We start from the raw sequence: 19,870 nt of genomic DNA, 5'->3' as shown, positions 1-19,870 counted from the left end.
GGCTGGGCGGAGCCTACGAACGCATGCTGGCGGTGGCCGTCGCCGCACTCCACGAGCGCGATCCGGGGCGGTTGTGGCCGTTGGTGGCGGGCGCGCTGCCGGGCCTGATCGGGGCCGAGGTCCTGATCTACAAGCTGGACGACTGGAGCGAGAGCGGGGGCACGCTCGGTCTGTCGCCCGGTGTGGAACCGGAGTTCGACGGGCTCGGGGACGAGGCCATGGGGCTGCTGCGGGCCGGGTACCCCTTCGCGGAGCACTACGGGGTGCGCCCGGACCGGGCGCCGGTGACGGCACGTCGCGCGGCCGGGCGGAAGTGGTCCGGGAGCCCGACCGCGCGGCTGCTCGACGACATCATGGACGTGGACCACGCGTTGGGGATTCCGCTGCCGCAATCGAGGGCGCCGATCACCGGCTGCATCGTCTACCGCTCCGGGCGGGACTTCACCGATGAGGAAGTCGTGGTCGCCGGGCGGCTTCAGCCGCTGCTGGCGGGGATAGAGCAGCAGCGGCAGCTCCTTCAGCGGGTGGTCGCGCCGAGCGGCGACGACGTGGGGCTGACACCGCGGGAGTCGACCGTGCTGCTCCTGTTGGGCGACTCCCTGACCGCCGCCGCCATGGGCCGTCGCCTCGGCATCTCCGAGCGGACGGTGCACAAGCACGTCGCGAACGTCTACCGAAAGCTCGGTACTCATGACCGGCTCGGGACGGTGCTGCGCGCCCAGCGGTTGGGGCTTGTCCCCGCGCCGGCGTCACGGGGGTGAGGGCACGCCGTCGCCCTTGAGGCGTTCCAGGTCGGACGGGCGGACCTGGATGGCGAGGACGGCGATCAGCGCGGCGAGGACGGCGAAGATCGCCGCCACGACGAAGGCGGCCGAGACTCCGGCGGTCAGGACCTCGTCGCCCCAGTGGCCGGGGAGTTGCCCGGTGCGCTTGAACTGCAGGAGTTCGGCCGGGGTGGCCTGGTCCAGGAAGCGCGGGACCTGCTTCTCCGCCTCGTTGGTGCTGGCCGTGCCGAACGTCGTGACCAGGATGGACAGTCCCAGCGAACCGCCCACCTGCTGCGTGGCGTTGAGGAGTCCGGAGGCCGCGCCGGTCTCCTGGACCGACACGTTGGAGAGCGCCATCAGGGTGAGCGAGACGAACTCCATGCCCATGCCCAGGCTGAAGACGAGGATCGGGCCGAGGACGCTGCCCGCGTAGGTGGAGTCGACATCGGTCAGGGTCAGCCAGGCGAGTCCCGCCGCGGCCAGGATCGCGCCCACCACCATGAACGGCTTGGGCCCGTAGACGGGCAGGAACCGCGAGGCCAGCCCGGCGCCGACCGCGATGACCGCGCTGACCGGCAGGAAGGCGAACCCGGTGGCCAACGGGCTGAAGTTCAGGACGTTCTGCACGAAGAGCGTGAGGAAGAAGAACATGCCGAAGATCGCGGCGGCGAGGCACAGCATGATGCCGTAGGTGCCCGCGCGGTTGCGGTCGGCGAACATGTGCAGCGGTGTGATCGGCTGCCGGGAACGCCGTTCGACCATGATGAACAGCCCGAGGAAGACGACCGCCGCGCCGAACGAGGCCAGTGTGAGCCCGTCCCGCCAGCCTTCCTGCGCGGCTCTGATGAACCCGTAGACCAGCAGGACCATGCCGACGGTGGAGGTCAGTGCGCCGGCGATGTCGAAGTGGCCCGGGTGGCGTTCGGACTCCTTGATCCAGCGGGGCGCGGCGAGGGCGATGAGCAGTCCGATGGGGACGTTGACGAAGAGCACCCATCGCCAGTTCAGATACTCGACGAGGATGCCGCCGGCGAGCAGCCCGATCGCGCCGCCGCCCGCCGAGACCGCGGCGAACACCCCGAACGCCCGGTTGCGTTCCGGGCCTTCGCGGAAGGTCGTGCTGATCAGGGAGAGGGCGGTCGGGGAGGCGATGGCGCCGCCCACGCCCTGGAGGGCGCGTGCGGCCAGGAGTTGGGCCTCGTTCTGCGCGAACCCGCCGAGCAGGGAGGCCAGGACGAAGAGCAGGACACCGAAGATGAAGACACGGCGTCTGCCGAGGATGTCACCGGCGCGGCCGCCGAGGAGCAGCAGGCCGCCGAAGGTGAGGGTGTAGGCGTTGACCACCCAGGCCAGGCTGGTGGTGGAGAAGTCCAGGGAGCGCTGGATGTCCGGCAGCGCGATGTTCACGATGGTGATGTCGAGGACCACCATCAGCTGACACGAGGCGATGACCAGCAGCGCCATGGTGTTTCCGCCACCGCCGGTGTTCCCGGTGGGGGCCTGCGCTGCGGAAGTCGGCTGCGGGTTACTGGTCATGGGATATCGCGCTTTCAGCGAACGGTGGCGTCCACTGTTCGACCGTACGCCTGCCTCAAGAACGTCACCACTCGATCAGCCGACACCCTCTCGGCCGACCGCGACGGCGAGCGCCGCGTCGATGGTCGGGTGTTCGAAGGTGAAACCGGAGGCCGACAGGACGCCCGGCAGCACGCGCTGGCTCATCAGGATGCCGTCGGCGAACTCGCCCAGGACGAGCCGCAGCGCGAAGCCCGGCACCGCGAGAACGGTCGGCCGGTGCAGGGCTTTGCCCACGGCGGCGGTGACGTCGCGGTTGGTGGCGGGGTGCGGTGACGTCATGTTGACGGGTCCGGTGATGCCGTCCGTGGCGATGATGTGGCGCAGGGCGCGGACCGCGTCGGTCAGGGAGAGGTGACTCCAGTACTGGTCACCGCTGCCGAGGCGCCCGCCGAGGCCCGCGCGGGCGAGCGGCAGCAGGCGTCCCATCGCCCCGCCGCGGGGCGACACGACGATGCCGAAGCGGGTGTTCACGACCCGCGTGCCGACCGCGCCGGCGCCCTGGGCGGCCGACTCCCACTCCTGGCAGACGCCGGCCAGGAAGTCCCGGCCGGGCGCGCCCGACTCGTCGGTCTCGGCCGTGCCGGTCTCACCGTAGTAGCCGATGGCCGAACCGGACACGAACACCGGCGGCGGCTTCTCGCAGGCCGTGATCGCCGTCGCGAGGGCGGTGGTGCCGAGGACGCGGCTGTCGCGGATCTGCTTTTTGTACGTCCGTGTCCAGCGGCGGTCCCCCACGCCCGCCCCGGCCAACCCGACCACCGCGTCGGCGCCTTCGAGCACGCCGGGATCCAGCAGGCCCGCCTGCGGATCCCAGCGCGCCTCCGCGCTGCCGTCGTCGCGGGACCGCGGCTCCCGGCGGACCAGTCGGGTCACCCGGTGCCCGTCGTCGAGCAGCGACGCGGCCAGGGCTCCGCCGATCAATCCCGAAGAACCGCTGATGACGACGTGCATGGGGGACCTCGATCCGGAGGGACACGCTAGATGCTTTAGACTTAAAGCATCATACTCCCCGCTCCACGGCCGGAGCCCGCCGCACCCCGATCGCCGCCGCGATCGCGCCCAGCACCGCGAGGACACCGGTCGCCAGCACCGCCGTGTGCACACCGTTCATGAACGCGTCGTGGCTGCCCTCGACCACCGCGGCCCTCAGCTGAGCCGGCATCGCGTCGGAGACGGGCGCCACCCCCATGGCCACCGCGTCCTCGGCCTCGCCCAGCCCGTGCGCCGTCCCCGCGGGCACCCCGGCGTCGGTCAGTTCGCCGGTGAGGGTGGAGCCCACCCGGCTGCTGATGACGGAGACCAGGACCGAGGTACCGAGCGCGCCGCCGATCTGCAGCGCGGTGGCCTGGAGACCTCCGGCCACACCCCCGTCCCGCACCGGGGCGTTGCCCACGATGGCCTCCGAGGAGGCGGACATCACCATGCCGACGCCCAGGCCCATCGCGATGAAGGGCGGCCACATGGTGGCGTACGAGGAGTCGGCGCTCCAGGTGAGCATGGTGAACATGGCGGCCGCCTGGAGCAACATGCCGAGCGGCATGGTGAACCGGGCGCTGAACCGCTCGGTCAGAGCGGCGCCGAGCGGGGAGGCGACCACGGAGGCGAGGCTCAACGGCAGGGTGCGGACGCCGGCTTCGACGGGGGAGAAGCCGCGCACGTTCTGCAGGTACAGCATGACGAAGAAGATCGTGCCGAGCAGGACGAAGAAGTTCAGGGCGGTGATGACCGTGCCGACCGTGAGGGCCGGGTTGCGGAACAGGCGCATGGGCAGCAGCGGGTGGGCGACGCGCGTCTCGTAGAGGCCGAAGACCAGCAGGACGACCACGCCCGCGCCGATCGCGCCGAGGGTGCCGGCCGAAGTCCAGCCCCACGTCTCGCCCTTGACCACTCCGAACACGACGGCGAGCAGACCCACGGCGAGCAGGACGACGCCGGGGATGTCGAACTTCTCCCCCGCGGCCGCGGTGTTCTTGCTCTGCGGCAGGACGAGCGCGCTGTAGACGAGGGCGATCACCCCGATGGGGGCGTTGATGTAGAAGACGGACTCCCAGTTGACGTGCTGGACGAGCAGACCGCCGACGATGGGGCCGAGCGCGGTGGACACGGACGAGACCATGGCCCAGATGCCGACCGCCATGCCGAACTTCCTCGGCGGGAACACCGCGCGCAGCAGACCGAGGGTGTTGGGCATCAGCAGGGCGCCGAAGAAGCCCTGGACCGCGCGGAAGGCGATCACGCCCTCGATCGAGCCGGCGAGCCCGATCGCGACGGAGGCGAGGGTGAAGCCGGCGACGCCGATCAGGTAGAAGGTGCGGCGGCCCAGCCGGTCACCGAGCTTGCCGCCGAGGATCAGGGCGGCCGCCAGGGCCAGCAGATAGGAGTTGGTGACCCACTGGAGGTCGGCGGTGGAGGCGTTGAGGTCGCGGCCGATCTCGGGGTTGGCGATCGCCACGACCGAGCCGTCCAGGCCGACCATGAACAGACCGAAGGCGACGGCGATCAGGGTCAGCCAGGGGTTGGAGCGGGGGCTGCGGCTGGTTTCGTCGGCGGGCGCGGGCACGCCGACGGGAACGGCGGTGGAAGAGGGCATGGAGAAGCCAGGTCCTTGTGCTGAGAAGGAGGAAGAGGGCGAGGAAGAGGGCGGAGACGGACGAGCAGACAGGCAGGCCGCCCGTGCGTCAGCCCTGGGCGGCGCGGAGCTGACCGGTCAGGGCGTGCAAGGCGCCCACGGCCGCACCGAGCGCGCGGCGCTCCCCGTCCGTCAACGCCTGCAGCGCGTCCACGAGATGGACGCTCATGAGCTGCTCGACCTCGGCGATCCGCTGCCGGGCCACCGCCGTCAGATACAGGTGCGCGATCCGCTTGTCGGCGGTGTCCTGTCGCCGCTCCAGCTCTCCCTGCCGGGTGAGCTGCGAGACCAGTGCGCTGACGTTGTTCGGCTTCATCATCAGGGCCTCGGCGGCCTCGCGGACCGTGGCGCCCTCATGCGCCCGCACATGCCACAGCAGGGCCAGTTGGGCCTCGGGCGGCTTGGGGTGCGGGAAGTCCTGACTGACCCGGCGGTCCATCGCCCGGTGCAGCGCGGGCAGGCACAGCAGGAGATCGGCGGCTACGCGGTCGATCTCCTGGGCGGAGGCGCTGGACGGGGGCACACGGGGATTATCAGTATGCAGAGATACCTATGTCAAGGTACCTATCTGTCGGAGGGGCTGTCAGTGGCTCCCCCTAGGGTTTCCACCATGGACAAGACGCCGCCGCCCGCCGAGCTCTCCTCGGCACTGGCCATGCTGTGCGACGAGGGATCGCCCGTGGACTGGAAGGTGCCGGCGGACACGCACATGGACACCGGCGGCGCCCTCGACGCTGTCGGCGACGTGCCGGCCGGGGCGGGCCCGCTGGACGTCGAGGCGTTCTACGCCCGCTACGCCCAGGTGAAGAGGGACCTCGGGTTACCCGACACCTGCTACGCCACCGACATCGCCGCCCGTCTCGCCGTCGACCCCGGCGCGCTCGGGGCGAGGACCCGGGTCACCGGCACCGGAGTCCTCGCCCTCACCGCGTGCGGCCGTCGGTACGGCCACCCCGCGGGAGCGCTCGGGGTCTGACCGTGTCCTAGCCGATCACGAAGAGCAGATCGCCGCCCTCCACCTGCTGGATCCGGTTGATGGCGAGCCGGGAGACCTTGCCCGCCTTGGGGGCGGTGATCGCGGCCTCCATCTTCATCGCCTCGATGGTGGCGACCGTGCCGCCGGCCGCGACCTCGTCGCCCTCGGCGACCGCGAGCGTCACGACTCCGGCGAACGGGGCGGCGACATGGCCGGGGTTGGAGCGGTCGGCCTTCTCGGTGACCGGAACATCCGACGCGGCGGCCGTGTCGCGCACCTGGATGGGCCTGAGCTGGCCGTTCAGGGTGGACATCACCGTGCGGACACCGCGCTCGTCGGCCTCGCCGATGGCCTCCAGGCCCAGCAGGAGACGGACGCCGGGTTCGAGGTCGACGGCGTACTCCTTGCCCGGGCGCAGGCCGTAGAAGAAGTCCCTGCTGTCCAGGACGCTCGTGTCGCCGAAGGACTGGCGGTGCGTCTCGAAGTCCCGCGTCGGGCCGGGGAAGAGGAGGCGGTTGAGGGTGACGCGCCGGTCCTTCTCCAGTCCGTCGCGCTCCTCCGTGGTCAGCTGCGGTGCGGGCTTGGCGTCGGCGCGGCCCTCGAGTGCCTTGCTGCGGAAGGGCTCCGGCCAGCCACCGGGCGGGGTGCCCAGCTCGCCGCGGAGGAAGCCGATCACGGAGTCGGGGATGTCGAACCGGTCCGGCGTCGCCTCGAAGTCCTGCGGGGAGACCCCGGCGCCGACGAGGTGCAGGGCGAGGTCGCCGACCACCTTCGAGGACGGGGTGACCTTCACCAGGTGACCGAGGATGCGGTCGGCGGCGGCGTACATCTCCTCGATGTCCTCGAACCGGTCGCCGAGGCCCAGGGCCACGGCCTGGGTGCGCAGGTTGGAGAGCTGGCCGCCGGGGATCTCGTGGTCGTAGACGCGACCGGTCGGGGAGGCGAGGCCCGCCTCGAAGGGGGCGTAGATCCGGCGGACGCTCTCCCAGTACGGCTCCAGGTCGCCGACGGCCCGCAGGTCGAGGCCGGTGGGGCGGGCGGAGTGGTCGGTCGCGGCGACGATCGCCGAAAGGGAGGGCTGCGAGGTGGTACCCGCCATGGAGGCGACCGCCCCGTCGACGGCGTCGGCACCTGCCTGGATCGCGGCCAGGTAGGTGGCGAGCTGGCCGCCCGCCGTGTCGTGGGTGTGGATGTGGACGGGGAGGTCGAACTCCCGGCGCAGGGCGGAGACGAGGGTCGCCGCGGCCGGGGCCCTGAGCAGTCCGGCCATGTCCTTGACGGCCAGGACGTGGGCGCCCGCCTCGACGATCTGCTCGGCCAGCCGCAGGTAGTAGTCGAGGGTGTAGAGCCGCTCGTCGGGGTTCGACAGGTCGGAGGTGTAGCAGAGGGCGACCTCGGCGACCGCGGTGCCCGTCTCCCGTACGGCCTCGATCGCCGGACGCATCTGGCCGACGTCGTTGAGGGCGTCGAAGATGCGGAAGATGTCGATGCCGGTGGCGGCGGCCTCCTGCACGAAGGCGTCGGTCACCTCGGTCGGGTACGGGGTGTAGCCGACGGTGTTGCGGCCGCGCAGCAGCATCTGGAGGCAGATGTTGGGGACGGCCTCGCGCAGCGCGGCCAGCCGCTCCCACGGGTCCTCGGCGAGGAAGCGCAGGGCGACGTCGTAGGTGGCGCCGCCCCAGCACTCCAGGGACAGCAGCTCGGGCAGGGTGCGCGCGACGACCGGGGCGACCGCGAGGAGGTCCTTGGTGCGGACGCGGGTGGCGAGCAGCGACTGGTGGGCGTCGCGGAAGGTGGTGTCGGTGACACCGATGGTCGGCGACTCGCGCAGCCAGCGCGCGAAGCCCTCCGGGCCGAGTTCGGCGAGCTTCTGCTTCGAACCGGCGGGAGGCACCTCGGCGGTGGGACGCGGGAGCTTGGTCGTCGGCTCGATCAGCTCGGGGCGGTCGCCGTGCGGCTTGTTCACCGTGACGTCGGCGAGGTAGGTGAGCAGCTTGGTGCCGCGGTCGGCGGAGTGCCGGGAGGTCAGCAGGTGCGGGCGCTGCTCGATGAACGACGTGGTGACACGGCCCGCCTGGAAGTCCGGGTCGTCGAGGACGGCCTGGAGGAACGGGATGTTGGTGGCCACACCGCGGATCCGGAACTCGGCGACGGCACGCCGGGCGCGCTTGACGGCGGTGCCGAAGTCCCGGCCCCGGCAGGTGAGCTTGACCAGCATCGAGTCGAAGTGCGCGCTGATCTCCGTACCGGCGTGGGTGGTTCCGCCGTCGAGGCGGATGCCGGAGCCGCCGGGCGACCGGTAGGCGCTGATGCGGCCGGTGTCGGGGCGGAAGCCGTTGGCGGGGTCCTCGGTGGTGATACGGCACTGGAGTGCGGCGCCGTGCAGGACGACCGTCTCCTGGGACAGCCCGAGGTCGGCCAGGGTCTCGCCGGCGGCGATACGGAGCTGGGACTGGACGAGGTCGACGTCGGTGACCTCCTCGGTGACCGTGTGCTCGACCTGGATGCGCGGGTTCATCTCGATGAAGACGTGGTTGCCGGCCGGGTCGAGCAGGAACTCGACGGTGCCGGCGTTGCGGTAGCCGATCTCGCGGGCGAAGCGCACGGCGTCGGCGCAGATCCGGTCGCGCAGCTCCGGGTCGAGGTTCGGCGCGGGGGCCAGCTCGATGACCTTCTGGTGGCGGCGCTGGAGGGAACAGTCGCGCTCGTAGAGGTGGATGACGTTGCCCTGGCCGTCGGCGAGGATCTGCACCTCGATGTGCCGGGGGTCCACGACGGCCTTCTCCAGGAACACCGTCGGGTCGCCGAACGCGGAGGCCGCCTCACGGGCCGCCGCCTCGATGGACTCCCGCAGCTGCGCGCGCTCCTCGACCCGGCGCATACCGCGCCCGCCACCACCGGCGACGGCCTTGACGAACACGGGGAACCCGATGTCCTCGGCGGCCCGCACCAGCTCGTCCACGTCGCTGGACGGCTCGGAGGAGCCCAGCACCGGTACGCCGGCCGCGCGGGCGGCGGCCACGGCGCGGGCCTTGTTGCCCGTCAGCTCCAGGATCTCCGCGCTCGGCCCGACGAAGGTGATACCGGCTTCCTCGCAGGCCCGCGCGAGCTCGGGGTTCTCGGACAGGAACCCGTAGCCCGGATAGACGGCGTCGGCGCCGGCCTGACGGGCGGCCCGGATGATCTCCTCGACGGAGAGATAGGCCCGCACCGGGTGTCCCGGTTCGCCGATCTCGTACGCCTCGTCGGCCTTGAGCCGATGCAGCGAGTTGCGGTCCTCGTGGGGGAAGACGGCGACCGTCCTCGCGCCCAGCTCATAACCGGCTCGGAACGCGCGAATCGCGATCTCACCACGGTTGGCTACCAGTACCTTGCGGAGCATTCCGGATCCCTTCGGCCTGCCGGTGACGCCCCCCATCGTCTCGGCAATGTCTCCGTCGTGCCATGAGAGCCGGGTCACGCGCGGATTGCCGTTTGGGGATGATCTGCGACGGTACGGCGGTTGCACGGAGCACCACCACCGCAGCGCGAGGGAGCGGACATGACCGTCCAGGACGTCGACCGAGTGAGCTTCGCACAGGAATGGCAGGAGTGGCACCGGCAGAAGGAGGCGGTCCTCTCCGGTCCGCACGGCTTCCTCGCGATCACCGGCCTCCACTGGCTGGGCCCGGAGCCGGAGCGCTTCGAGGACGCGCCCGGAGCCTGGTCGAGCACCGCCGAAGGGGTGGTGGTCGAGCTGGCCGAGGGCGAGGAGCTGACCGTCGACGGGGAGCCGGTGCGCGGCCGGTACGACTTCGGGATCGTCGCGGAACGGGACAGCGTGTACGTGGGCGCGGGCGACGCGGTCATCGAGGTCGCCAAGCGCGGCGGACAGGACATCGTGCGCCCGCGCCATCCCGGCAACCCGTTGCGTACGTCCTTCACCCGGACCCCGGCCTACGCCCCCGACCCGCGCTGGGTGGTCCCCGGCCGCTTCCTGCCCTTCCCCGAGCCGCGCCCGGTGACCGTGGGCGCCGCCGTCGAGGGCCTTGAGCACGTGTACGACTCCCCCGGCCAGGTCGAGTTCGAGCTGGCCGGCGTGCGGCACCGCCTCACGGCGTTCAACGGCAGGGGGCCCGGCGCGCTGATGGCGCTGTTCACGGACGAGACCTCGGGCGTGACGACGTACGCGGCGAACCGCTCACTCCAGATCGCCGCTCCCGATGCCGAGGGCAAGGTCACGCTCGACTTCAACCGTGCCGGGAATCTGCCCTGCGCCTACACCGACCTGGCCACCTGCCCGCTGCCGCCGACGGAGAACCGGCTGCCGGTCGCGGTCGAGGCGGGCGAGCGGATCCCGTTGGAGCGGGGCGGACGGCCCTGACCGAGGGCAACGCACAGGGCGAGCCCGCCCGGGGTCGCGGTCGGCGGGCCCGCCCTGTGCCTCCCCGACGGGACGAGGACGGGCCTCCTCGATAGGACGAGGGCGGGCGGACGGCCCGTCAGCGTGCCAGGAACTCCCCCAGCCCGGCCAGGAGCCGGTCGACGTCCTCGGAGTCGTTGTAGGGCGCGAGGCCGACGCGGAGGCCGCCGGTGTCGCCGAGGCCCAGGTGGCGGGAGGCCTCGATGGCGTAGAAGGAGCCGGAGGGGGCCTGGATGCCGCGCTCGGCGAGGAAGCCGTAGGCGTCGGTCGTGGTGCGGTGCTCGAAGGTCAGCAGCAGGGTGGGGGTGCGGTCGGCCGCCCTGGAGTGGATCGTGATGCCGGGGAGCGCGGCCAGGCCCTTGTCGAGCTGGGTGCGCAGGGTGTGCTCGTGCGCCTCGAGCTCCGCGTAGGCCGCCGCCAGACGCTCGCGCCGAGTGCCCGTCGCCGTCGCGTCGAGGCCGGCCATGAAGTCGACCGCCGCCCTGGTCCCGGCGAGGAACTCATAGGGCAGGGTGCCCAGTTCGAACCGCTCGGGGACCGCGTCGGTGGAGGGCAGCAGCTTGTCGGGGCGCAGGGTCTCCAGCAGCTCCGGAGCGGCGGCGAGGACTCCGTGGTGGGGGCCCAGGAACTTGTACGGGGAGCAGACGAAGAAGTCCGCGCCGAGCGACTCCAGGTCGACCAGGCTGTGAGCGGTGTGATGGACACCGTCGACGTACACGAACGCGCCTGCCTCGTGCGCGAGTCGGGAGATCGCCGCGATGTCGGGGCGGGTGCCGATCAGGTTGGAGGCGGCGGTGACGGCGACCAGGCGCGTGCGGTCGGACACCACGGCGCCGATGTCGTCCGGGGTCAACTCGCCTGTGGCCGGGTCGAAGTCGGCCCAGCGCACGGTGGCACCGACCCGCGCGGCGGCCTGGACCCAGGGGCGGATGTTGGCGTCGTGGTCGAGGCGGGTGACGACGACCTCGTCACCGGGCGACCAGGTGTCGGCGAGGGTGCGGGAGAAGTCGTAGGTGAGCTGTGTGGCGCTGCGGCCGAAGACGATCCCCCTCGGGTCCGCGCCCAGCAGGTCGGCCATGGCCCGGCGGGCCTCGCTGACGAGGCTCTCCGCGTTGCGCTCCCCCAGCGTCACGCTGCCCCGGTTGGACAGCGGATGTGTCAGCGCGTCGGCGATGGCGTCGATCACGGGCCGGGGTGTCTGGGTGCCGCCCGGGCCGTCGAAGTGCGCTGTTCTGGCGGTCAGGGCGGGGAACTGGGAGCGGAGGGCGGTGATGTCGTACGTCACGAAGGGCTCCTGTCGTGGTTCCGGGCCGGGGCTCGAAGTCAACCCCATCCTCCGGGCGGCGGCGAGATCGCCCCCTGTGTCGCCGGCGGAGAGAGGGTGCGTCTTTTCGGCCATCATTCTGACGTGCACCTGCCCAAATAGGGCGTTCGGTGGCACTCTGCGCGCAGAACGGTCACACCCTCCGACCCCCACCGCAGAAGGAGACCGCGTGATAGGCAGACTTCGTGCCGCCCTGGTGGGCGCAGCCGCACTGCTGACCGCCGGCGTCCTCACCACTCCGGCCGGCGCCGCCCCCGACCCGGGAACCGTGTCGCTCACGGCGCAGCAACGCACCCAGGCCTTCTGGACCCCGGAGCGGATGCGCCAGGCGACTCCGCTCGACGTCCTGTCCGTCGACCGCTCCGAGGTGACGGCATCCGAGCCCCGCAAGGGCAGGAAGACGCTCATCGCACCCAGCGCCCCGGGCTCGCCGGTCGGCACGCTGGCGTTTCCCAACGGCGGCGGCGCGTGGACCGGTGGCGGAGCGGTCGTCCAGACCGCCGGGCGGGTGTTCTTCACCTACCAGGGCCGTACCGCCTCCTGCTCCGGCAACGCCGTCACCAGCGCCAACAAGTCCACCGTCCTCACGGCCGGGCACTGCGTGAAACTGGAGGGCGCCTGGCACACCAACTGGGTGTTCGCGCCCGGGTACCACGACGGGCAGACGCCGTACGGCACCTGGTCGGCGTCCAAGACCCTGTCGACCCCGCAGTGGACGGCGAGCGAGGACATCAACTACGACATCGGCGCGGCCGTGGTGGCCCCGCTGGACGGACGGCTGCTGACCGATGTCGTCGGCGGTCAGGGCCTGGCGTTCAACACCGGCTACAGCAAGGCGATGTACGCCTTCGGCTTCCCCGCCGCCGCCCCGTACGACGGCCAGAAGTTCATCTACTGCAGCGGCACCACCTACCGCGACTTCCTGCTCTCCAGCGACCACGGTCTGACCTGCAACATGACCGGCGGCTCCAGCGGCGGCCCCTGGTTCACCCAGTTCAACGAGGCCACCGGCACCGGACTCCAGTCCTCGGTGAACAGCTTCAAGTACAACTTCCTGCCGAACGCGATGTACGGCCCGTACTTCGGCGCGGACGCACAGAACCTGTACCGGACGGCCCAGTCGTCCTGAGCCGCTCCTGACGGTACGAGCGCCGGCCGGTCCCGAACGTCCTGGGGCCGGCCGGCGTCGTAGCGGTAACCGTCTTCGAAGGGGCCGCCATGACCGTCGTACGCTCGCTCTCCCTTGTGGCCGTGCTGGTGGGTGGCCTGGCCGCCTGCGGTGAGGAGGCGGAGCCGGCCGCGCCCGCCTGGGAGGAGCCCGCCTCGTACACGTACACGCTGACGTCGAGCGAGGGCGAACGGGCCCTCATCGGCACCTTCCGGATCACGGTCCGAGGCGGCGAGGTCACCAAGGCGGTCGGCCTCGACGACAGCGCGCGCCGGGTCGTACGGCAGCTGCCCGGCGAAGTACCCACCCTGGGCGCGCTGTTGGAGGAGCTGGAGCAGGCGCGCGGCGACGACGCGGACACGGCGCAGGCCCGGTACGCGGCGGACGGGCATCCGACGAGCATCGAGCTCGACTGGGAGAAGAACGCCGTCGACGACGAGGTCCGCTACGACATCACCGACTACGAACCGGCCGCGGGCTAGCCCTACAACTGCTGGATTTTCCCGCCGAGTTCGGGGCGGAACTTCTTCAGCAGCGGCTCCGGGGCGCTGACCACCCAGCGGGTGCCGACGAGGTACTTGCCGCCGTAGATGGAGGCGGCGTCCAGCCAGGTGAGCTTGAGCCGCTCCTCGGGGAACGTGGTGATGAGGAAGTCACCGTCCTTCCCGTGGCACACGCCTTCCCTCAGCTCGTCGGCGTCCGTGCGGATCTTGACCTTGCAGCCGACGAGTCCGGCGATGACCTCCACTTTCGCGGGAGCCACGACACCGGCGGAAGGAGCGGCCGTCACCTTCGTGCCGCTGCTCACCTTGGACTCGTCCGACCCCGGGCCGCACCCCGTGGCCAGGGTGAGCAGGGCGAGCCCGCCCGCCAGTAGCAGGCGGGCGGTGAGCGGACTGCGGGCGCGCTGGGACACGTACCTCTCCGTTTCGGGACGTCGGCCGGACGTATGCCAGGAGGTACGGGTGTGACGCGGTGGGTGTTCAGTCCGGTCCGCCGCGGGGTGGACGGGGCGGTGGGGGCCCGCGGGATCCTGAGTGACGAGGAAGTCCGGAGCACACCGCGCGCCTGGGTGGGAGAAGTGTCATGAACGTCGACGTGCACCAGCATCTCTGGACGCCGTCCCTGGTGGCGGCCCTGCGCTCACGCCGTGAGCCGCCGCGTCTGGACGGCTGGACCCTGTGCCTGGACGGGGAGCCGCCGTACGAGATCCCGCCCGCCGACCACGACGTCGCCCGGCGTGCCGAGCTCGCCGGCGCCGACGGTCTGGGGCGGGCGCTCGTCTCGATGTCGGCTCCGATCGGCGTGGAGTGGCTGCCGGCGGCCGAGGCCCGCCCGCTCCTCGACGCCTACCACGAGGGCGCGGCCGCCCTGCCCGAACCGTTCGGCGCCTGGGCCGCCGCGGGTGTGCGGGACATCGACGCGAAGGCGACGGCCGAGGACCTCGACGGGGGCTTCGTGGGGCTCCAGCTCCCGGCCGACGCCCTGCTGGACGCCGCCGGTCACGCGCGCTGCGCCCCGCTGCTCGACCTGCTGGAGGAGCGCGACCTGCCGCTCTTCGTCCACCCCGGGCCCGCACCGGGCGGGTCCCAGGGGCCCGGCTGGTGGCCCGCGATGGTGCCCTACGTCCAGCAGATGCACGCCGCCTGGTTCGCCTTCCGCGCCTTCGGCCGCCCCCGCCACCCTCACCTGCGGGTGTGCTTCGCGCTGCTCGCCGGGCTGGCCCCGCTGCACGGGGAGCGCTTCGCCGCCCGGGGCGACGGCTCGGCGGCGGTGGATCCGGATGTCTTCGTCGAGACGTCCTCCTACGGTCCGCGCTCCGTGGAGGCCGTGGTCCGCGCCCTGGGGGCGGACGCCGTCGTCCAGGGCTCGGACCGGCCGTACGCGGAGCCCCCGCGCCATCCCGGGTTCGGTCTGGGCGGGGCCGCTGCCCACGCCTTCCGGGTCGCGAACCCCCGGCGGCTGCTGACCGGCGAGACCCGCTGAACCCGGGTGAGGCGTATCGGGCCGCCCCACACCCTAATGTTGTGCACTTTCTTGACTGCGGTGAAGTTAGAGCCTACTTTCGCGGTGTCCTTCCCCCGGTCAAGGGAGACCGCGATGCCCCCGTCCCCCGTCGCATCACCGTCCACGGCCGCCGAGCGAACCCGGCAGCTGCGCCTGGTCGCCGCCTCCGGGCTGCTCGGTACCGCCGTGGAGTTCTACGACTTCCTCGTCTACGGAACCGTCGCCGCGCTCGTCTTCGGCGAACTGTTCTTCCCCGGCGCCGATCCGGCCGTCGGCACGATCGCCGCGTTCGGCACCTTCGCCGCCGGCTATGTCGCCCGTCCGCTCGGCGGCATCCTCTTCGGCCACTTCGGCGACCGGCTCGGCCGCAAGTCGATGCTGCTGCTCACCATGGGTCTGATGGGCGGCGCCAGCTTCCTCATCGGCCTGCTGCCCACCTACGACACGATCGGTGTGTGGGCTCCGGTCCTGCTGATCGCCCTGCGCGTCGTCCAGGGCGTCGCCATCGGCGGTGAGTGGGGCGGCGCGACCCTGATGGTCGTCGAGCACGCCGGAGAGCGACGCCGCGGCCTGTGGTCCAGCTTCACGCAGATGGGAGCCCCGCTCGGCTCCCTGCTGTCCACCGCCGTCGTCGCGTACGTCGTCACCCTCCCCAAGGACGACTTCGCGGCGTGGGGCTGGCGGGTGCCGTTCCTGTTCAGCGTCGCCCTGCTCGGCGTCGGCCTCTTCGTCCGGCTCAAGGTGGTGGAGAGCCCGCTCTTCGCCGAGGTCAAGAAGGACCGCGCCGAGTCCCGGCTGCCCATCCTCGACGTCCTGCGCAACCCGCGCCCCGTCCTGCTGGCCTGCGGTGTCGGCATCGGCGCCTTCACCGCGCAGTCGCTGCTGACCAGCTACATGATCGCGTACGCCACCGGCATCGGGTACGCCCGGCCGCAGGTGCTCAACGCCCTCACCGTCTCCGCGTGCGTCGCGCTCGTCGTGCTGCCCTGCGCCTCCGCGCTCTCCGACAAGGTCGGCCGCCGCCCGGTCGTCCTCGCCGGAGCCGTCGCCTCGGCCGCGCTCGCCTTCCCCGTCCTGGCGCTGGTCGACTCGGGGTCGCCCGGGCTGCTGATCCTCGCCGTCGTTCTCGGCCACGGCATCGCCCAGTCCACGATGTATGGCCCGCTGGGCGCACTGCTCACCGAGATGTTCGGCACCAAGGTCCGCTACACCGGTGCCTCTCTCGGCTACCAGGGCGCCACCCTCGTCGGCGCCGGCTTCTCCCCCATGATCGCCGGGAGCCTGGTGGCCGGAAGCGGCAACAGCACCCCCGTCGCCCTGCTGCTCTGCGGCGGCGCCGCCATCACCGCGGTGACGGTCTGCTTCGTCCGCGAGACCCACCGCGGCACCCTCGACGACTCCGCCGCCCGCCCCTCCGTCCCCCGCACCGAAGAGGTCTCCGCGTGAGACCGGCCCCCGCGCCGCCGACGCGGCGGACGACCCGGCAATCCCTGGGGACCGTCCGCCCTCGGTGAGCGTCAGTCCTGCCGGAACAGGTCGTTCAGATCCGTCTGGGCGAGCTGGCCGTCGGCATAGGAGAAGGTGCCCCGCTCCGCCAACTCCCTTGCCGCGTCCAGCAGGTGACGGTACATCGCACGCGCGATGCTGCCGCCGACCGTGACCCTGCGCACCCCGAGTTCGCGCAGGTCGTCCAGGGCCAGTGCGTTGCCGGTGAGGCCCATGACGACATTGAGCGGCCCGTCGAGTTCCCGCACCAGGGTGCCGATGGTCTCGGCGTCGGCGGCTCCCGGCACGAACGCGCAGTCCGCGCCGGCCGCCAGACAGGCGTTGGCCCGCCGCACGGCCTCGTCGAGCGAGCCGCCGACCAGCAGCACATCCGTCCGGCCGACCAGGACGAACGGTTCGCCGGCGGCGTCCACGGCGGCACGGGCGGCGCGGATGCGGTCCACCGCGACCGGCTCCTCGTACAGGGGCCGGGCGCGGTCGCCGGTGAAGTCCTCGATGTTGCCCCCCGCGGCGCCTGCCGCGAGGGTCATCGAGATGGTCTCCGCCACGGTCTCGGGCGCCTCGCCGAACCCGTCCTCCAGGTCGGCGCTGAGCGGCACCCGGAGCTCGTCCGCGATCTCACGGACCCGGCGGATCATGGTGTCCCGGCCGATCCGCCCGTCCGGCGCCTTCTCTTCGTGGAAGTCGTGGTCCGGGCGCCCGAGCGAGAAGGCGACGCCCGCGCTCGTGGTGGCCACGGCGGGGAAGCCGGCCGACTCCAGGACCCGGGCACTTCCCACGTCCCAGGCGTTGGGGAGCAGGAAGCAGCCCTCCCGATGCAACTCGACGAAACGCTCGGCTCGTTCTCGGCTGTCGATGTTCACGCACCCGAACGTACTGCTCGTCCGCCCCGACGGTCACATCCTGCGCCGACGGTCCCGGTCTCGCGCGCCACCGCGACGATCCGTGCCCGCAGAAGCTCCGCACAGCGCCGCATGTTCTTGTCGGCGACCGGCGTGTCCGGCAGTCGGCAGGCGAACTGCAGACCTTCGGGGACCCGGGTGACCCACGCGCACACCTGGTCGCCGTAGGACACCCTGATCAGCCCGTACGCCTTCAGCTCCTGCCAGCGCCCGGCACCGGGGATGTCACGCGAGTCGACGTACGAGAGGATCGAGTACAGGTCCGGTGAGGTGGGCCGGAAGTCCGCGCCCAGGAGGCTCAGGACGCGGGCCAGGGGCATCCGGGACAGCGCCCGGGTGTCGCGCAGCGCGGCGCGGACCAGTTCCAGGGCGGCGTCGAAGTCCACGGCCCGCTCCACCGGGATCTCGACGGGCGCCCCGCCCACGTACCAGCCGACCGAGTCGGCCCAGCGGGACTTGACCCGGGTGTGGAAGGGCACGACGGTGCGGTACACGCTCAGGCCGCTGATCTCGCGGGCGGCGAGCGCGACGGCCGCGACGATCCCGACCAGACTGCCGCCGTAGGGACGGCAGTACGCCTCGAAGGCCGCCGCGTCCGCGGCGTCCACGAGCATCTCCTGGACGAACCTCTGCTCGGGCAGCGGACCTTCGGGGTCCAGGCCGAGGTCGACGGGGAAGTTCGGCAGCCTGCCGTCGCAGCGCGCGATGAACTCCCGCCAGCGGCTGACGACTTGATGGGTGTCGTCGATCCGGTCCGCGTCCGAGCGTTCGTCGGCGCAGAAGTCGACGTAGCTGGCGACCGGTTCGGGCGCGACGATCCGCCCTTCGAGGCCGGCCGCGTACAGCTCGTGGATCTCGGCGGTGATGCGGTGGAGCGAGTACGCGTCCACGTTGCTGTGGTCGAACGCCATGTACACACTCGCGCCGTCGTCCCGCACGACGGCCGTGAACAGGAAGTTGGGCCAGGTGAGCGCGTCGGCGGCGACGTCGAAACGGTCCTGCAGGTACCGGGTCAGCGTCACCGCGTCCGCGAACTCGCCGATGTCCTCGCGGTGCAGGGCGACGGCCTCGGAGTCGAGGGTGAACCGCCGCATCTCGTCGCCGGCCCATCGGAACCCGCTGCGCAGCGTCTCGTGCCGCAGCATCCAGGCCTCCAACGCGCCCTGCAGCACGTCGAGTTCGACGTGCCCGGGGATGTCGAAGGCGGTACCGAGCCAGGTCGGCACGAACAGCCCGTCCTCCCGCACCGTCCGTGCCGTGCGGATGTGGGACTCCTGGACGTACGCCGGTGGCCTCGCGTCGTCCGGCAACGCCCGCGCCGCGCCCACCGATGCGGGATGCAGGGTCCACTCCACGAGCCTTCCGGGCCGGATCTCGCACCGCTGGAGGTCGGTCATGCGCACAGGGCTCTCCGATCATCGCTCACCGCGTGGAGAGATCAACGAGCGGACGGGCCCGAAGCAACGCGACTGGAGTCCGACGCTCCGCTACTCCGGCCGTTCCGGGGATGGTGTTCGCCCCGGCTCGCGGCGAGGATGCTCCCTCGCGCGGCACTTCCCGTCGTACGACATCGGCGCACCGAGGACCGGAGGGCCTCCCGATGGGATCACACGCAGCACCGAACGGTCGTAAGCGCGCTCTGCTGGTGTCCATGGGGCTCGTGCTCCTGGCCGCCGTCCTCGGCGTCCCCCGTGCCGACGGAGCAGCGGGGGAAGCCGGTGCGGCCGACGCCTGCCGCACCACCGGCACCGAACTGCCCCGCGGCGACTGCGGGCCGTTCTGGCAGGTCCTCGCCGAGGACTTCAACGGTGACCGGGTGCCGCTGGGCGGGTTCAGCGACTGCGACCACGACGCCGACACCTCGGCCGCGTACTGCGGGGGCCTGCGCGGTGCGTACCGCGACAACTGGTGGGCCTATCCGACCGGTTGGCGTGACACGGCCAATGACCGCGGCCGCCAGGTGGTGGGTGTCTACCACCCGGAGGACACCGTGAGCGTGGGCCCCGCGGAGAACGGCGACGGCAGGATGTTCATCCGTATGTGGCGGCCCGCCGACGGGGGTCCCGTGCACGCTGCGGCAGTGGTACCTCGTGCCGTCATGCAGATGAAGTACGGCAAGTACAGCGCCCGTATCAAGGTGACCGCACTGGCCCCGGGCTACAAGTCGGCCTGGCTGCACTACGGCGGGGGCTGCGAGATGGACCACCCCGAGGGCGAGTGGACCGGCGATCTCACGGCCTTCCACCATCCGTGCGGCGGGGGTGAACAGGGCTACTTCCCGGGCAGCGACGACTGGACGGAATGGCACACCGTCTCGACCGAGTGGACGCCCGGCCATGTGCGGTTCTTCGTGGACGGCCGGCAGGTGGGGCACGACACCCGCAAAGTGCCGGCCGAGCCCCTGTCCTGGGTGCTCCAGAACGAGAGCGCCCTGGAGGGCCCCGGCGCGGCTCCGGGCAGCAGCGCCCAGCTCGACGTCACCTGGGTCGCCGCGTACGCCTACGACTGGAAGTGATCCCCCATTACCTTCTTCGTGGCCCCGCAATGGGGCGCCCGGCCTCCGGAGTTGGCATGACTTTCTCCCCCTGTCGAACGCATGGCCTGGGGGGTG

17 protein-coding genes are annotated in these 19,870 nt (G+C 71.7%); 8 read left to right on the top strand and 9 right to left on the bottom strand.

What is annotated here, in order from left to right:
- The first annotated feature begins 23 nt into the window (after positions 1–23).
- Positions 24–761, top strand: a complete 738-nt coding sequence (locus tag ACIOHP_RS47900) for a response regulator transcription factor (protein WP_401897955.1) — start codon at positions 24–26, stop codon at positions 759–761.
- On the opposite strand, the gene ACIOHP_RS47895 is transcribed toward ACIOHP_RS47900, so the two are convergent.
- The 4 genes from ACIOHP_RS47895 to ACIOHP_RS47880 all read right to left on the bottom strand — a co-directional run bounded on the left by ACIOHP_RS47895 (position 750) and on the right by ACIOHP_RS47880 (position 5,497).
- Positions 750–2,303 carry an MFS transporter gene (locus ACIOHP_RS47895; protein WP_401897854.1) on the bottom strand — a complete coding sequence of 518 codons (1,554 nt, stop codon included), beginning with the start codon at positions 2,301–2,303 and terminating at the stop codon, positions 750–752. The two genes, ACIOHP_RS47900 and ACIOHP_RS47895, sit on opposite strands and share 12 nt — an antisense overlap.
- Before the next feature lie 75 nt (positions 2,304–2,378).
- Positions 2,379–3,296 carry a TIGR01777 family oxidoreductase gene (locus tag ACIOHP_RS47890; protein ID WP_401897852.1) on the bottom strand — a complete coding sequence of 306 codons (918 nt, stop codon included), beginning with the start codon at positions 3,294–3,296 and terminating at the stop codon, positions 2,379–2,381.
- Positions 3,297–3,345: 49 nt separating this feature from the next.
- Positions 3,346–4,935, bottom strand: coding sequence for an MFS transporter (locus tag ACIOHP_RS47885; protein WP_401897850.1), 1,590 nt, complete (start codon positions 4,933–4,935; stop codon positions 3,346–3,348).
- Between the two features lie 88 nt (positions 4,936–5,023).
- Positions 5,024–5,497 carry a MarR family winged helix-turn-helix transcriptional regulator gene (locus tag ACIOHP_RS47880; RefSeq protein WP_401897848.1) on the bottom strand — a complete coding sequence of 158 codons (474 nt, stop codon included), beginning with the start codon at positions 5,495–5,497 and terminating at the stop codon, positions 5,024–5,026.
- 87 nt (positions 5,498–5,584) lie between these two features.
- Here ACIOHP_RS47880 and ACIOHP_RS47875 point away from each other — a divergent pair, with 87 nt between their 5' ends.
- Positions 5,585–5,950, top strand: coding sequence for a hypothetical protein (locus ACIOHP_RS47875; RefSeq protein ID WP_401897846.1), 366 nt, complete (start codon positions 5,585–5,587; stop codon positions 5,948–5,950).
- Positions 5,951–5,957: 7 nt separating this feature from the next.
- On the opposite strand, the gene ACIOHP_RS47870 is transcribed toward ACIOHP_RS47875, so the two are convergent.
- Positions 5,958–9,332, bottom strand: a complete 3,375-nt coding sequence (locus tag ACIOHP_RS47870) for a pyruvate carboxylase (protein ID WP_401897844.1) — start codon at positions 9,330–9,332, stop codon at positions 5,958–5,960.
- Between the two features lie 159 nt (positions 9,333–9,491).
- Here ACIOHP_RS47870 and ACIOHP_RS47865 point away from each other — a divergent pair, with 159 nt between their 5' ends.
- Positions 9,492–10,313 (top strand): DUF1684 domain-containing protein, encoded by an 822-nt coding sequence (locus ACIOHP_RS47865; protein ID WP_401897841.1) that lies wholly within the window; start codon positions 9,492–9,494, stop codon positions 10,311–10,313.
- Between the two features lie 118 nt (positions 10,314–10,431).
- On the opposite strand, the gene ACIOHP_RS47860 is transcribed toward ACIOHP_RS47865, so the two are convergent.
- Positions 10,432–11,637, bottom strand: coding sequence for a cysteine desulfurase-like protein (locus ACIOHP_RS47860; RefSeq protein ID WP_401897839.1), 1,206 nt, complete (start codon positions 11,635–11,637; stop codon positions 10,432–10,434).
- Between the two features lie 208 nt (positions 11,638–11,845).
- Between ACIOHP_RS47860 and ACIOHP_RS47855 the strand changes: the two genes are divergently transcribed.
- Positions 11,846–12,805 carry a trypsin-like serine peptidase gene (locus ACIOHP_RS47855; RefSeq protein ID WP_401897838.1) on the top strand — a complete coding sequence of 320 codons (960 nt, stop codon included), beginning with the start codon at positions 11,846–11,848 and terminating at the stop codon, positions 12,803–12,805.
- 89 nt (positions 12,806–12,894) lie between these two features.
- Positions 12,895–13,326, top strand: a complete 432-nt coding sequence (locus ACIOHP_RS47850; RefSeq protein ID WP_401897836.1) for a DUF6174 domain-containing protein — start codon at positions 12,895–12,897, stop codon at positions 13,324–13,326.
- A gap of 2 nt (positions 13,327–13,328) precedes the next feature.
- Here ACIOHP_RS47850 and ACIOHP_RS47845 read toward each other — a convergent pair whose 3' ends face one another.
- A complete protein-coding gene (locus ACIOHP_RS47845; protein ID WP_401897834.1) occupies positions 13,329–13,760 on the bottom strand; it encodes a hypothetical protein in 432 nt (143 codons plus the stop codon).
- Between the two features lie 170 nt (positions 13,761–13,930).
- On the opposite strand from ACIOHP_RS47845, the gene ACIOHP_RS47840 reads away from it, so the two are divergent.
- Entirely contained in the window at positions 13,931–14,830 is a 900-nt protein-coding gene (locus ACIOHP_RS47840) for an amidohydrolase family protein (RefSeq protein WP_401897833.1), read from the top strand.
- 114 nt (positions 14,831–14,944) lie between these two features.
- A complete protein-coding gene (locus ACIOHP_RS47835; protein WP_361549611.1) occupies positions 14,945–16,297 on the top strand; it encodes an MFS transporter in 1,353 nt (450 codons plus the stop codon).
- A gap of 71 nt (positions 16,298–16,368) precedes the next feature.
- On the opposite strand, the gene ACIOHP_RS47830 is transcribed toward ACIOHP_RS47835, so the two are convergent.
- Together ACIOHP_RS47830 and ACIOHP_RS47825 are read right to left on the bottom strand one after the other, a co-directional pair.
- Positions 16,369–17,220: an oxaloacetate decarboxylase gene (locus tag ACIOHP_RS47830; RefSeq protein ID WP_401897831.1), complete on the bottom strand. Its 852-nt coding sequence runs from the start codon at positions 17,218–17,220 to the stop codon at positions 16,369–16,371.
- A complete protein-coding gene (locus ACIOHP_RS47825) occupies positions 17,217–18,662 on the bottom strand; it encodes a condensation domain-containing protein (protein WP_401897829.1) in 1,446 nt (481 codons plus the stop codon). The genes ACIOHP_RS47830 and ACIOHP_RS47825 overlap by 4 nt, the downstream gene beginning before the upstream one ends.
- Before the next feature lie 248 nt (positions 18,663–18,910).
- On the opposite strand from ACIOHP_RS47825, the gene ACIOHP_RS47820 reads away from it, so the two are divergent.
- Complete coding sequence (locus ACIOHP_RS47820) at positions 18,911–19,774, top strand: glycoside hydrolase family 16 protein (protein WP_401897828.1); 864 nt, start codon at positions 18,911–18,913, stop codon at positions 19,772–19,774.
- The last annotated feature ends 96 nt before the right edge of the window (positions 19,775–19,870 follow it).

Origin of the sequence: Streptomyces sp. NPDC087859 (assembly GCF_044742595.1) — a bacterium.
Lineage (GTDB): Bacteria > Actinomycetota > Actinomycetes > Streptomycetales > Streptomycetaceae > Streptomyces > Streptomyces canus_F.
The sequence above is the reverse complement of the archived record's forward strand: the minus strand, read 5'-3'. Positions and strand labels throughout refer to the sequence as shown.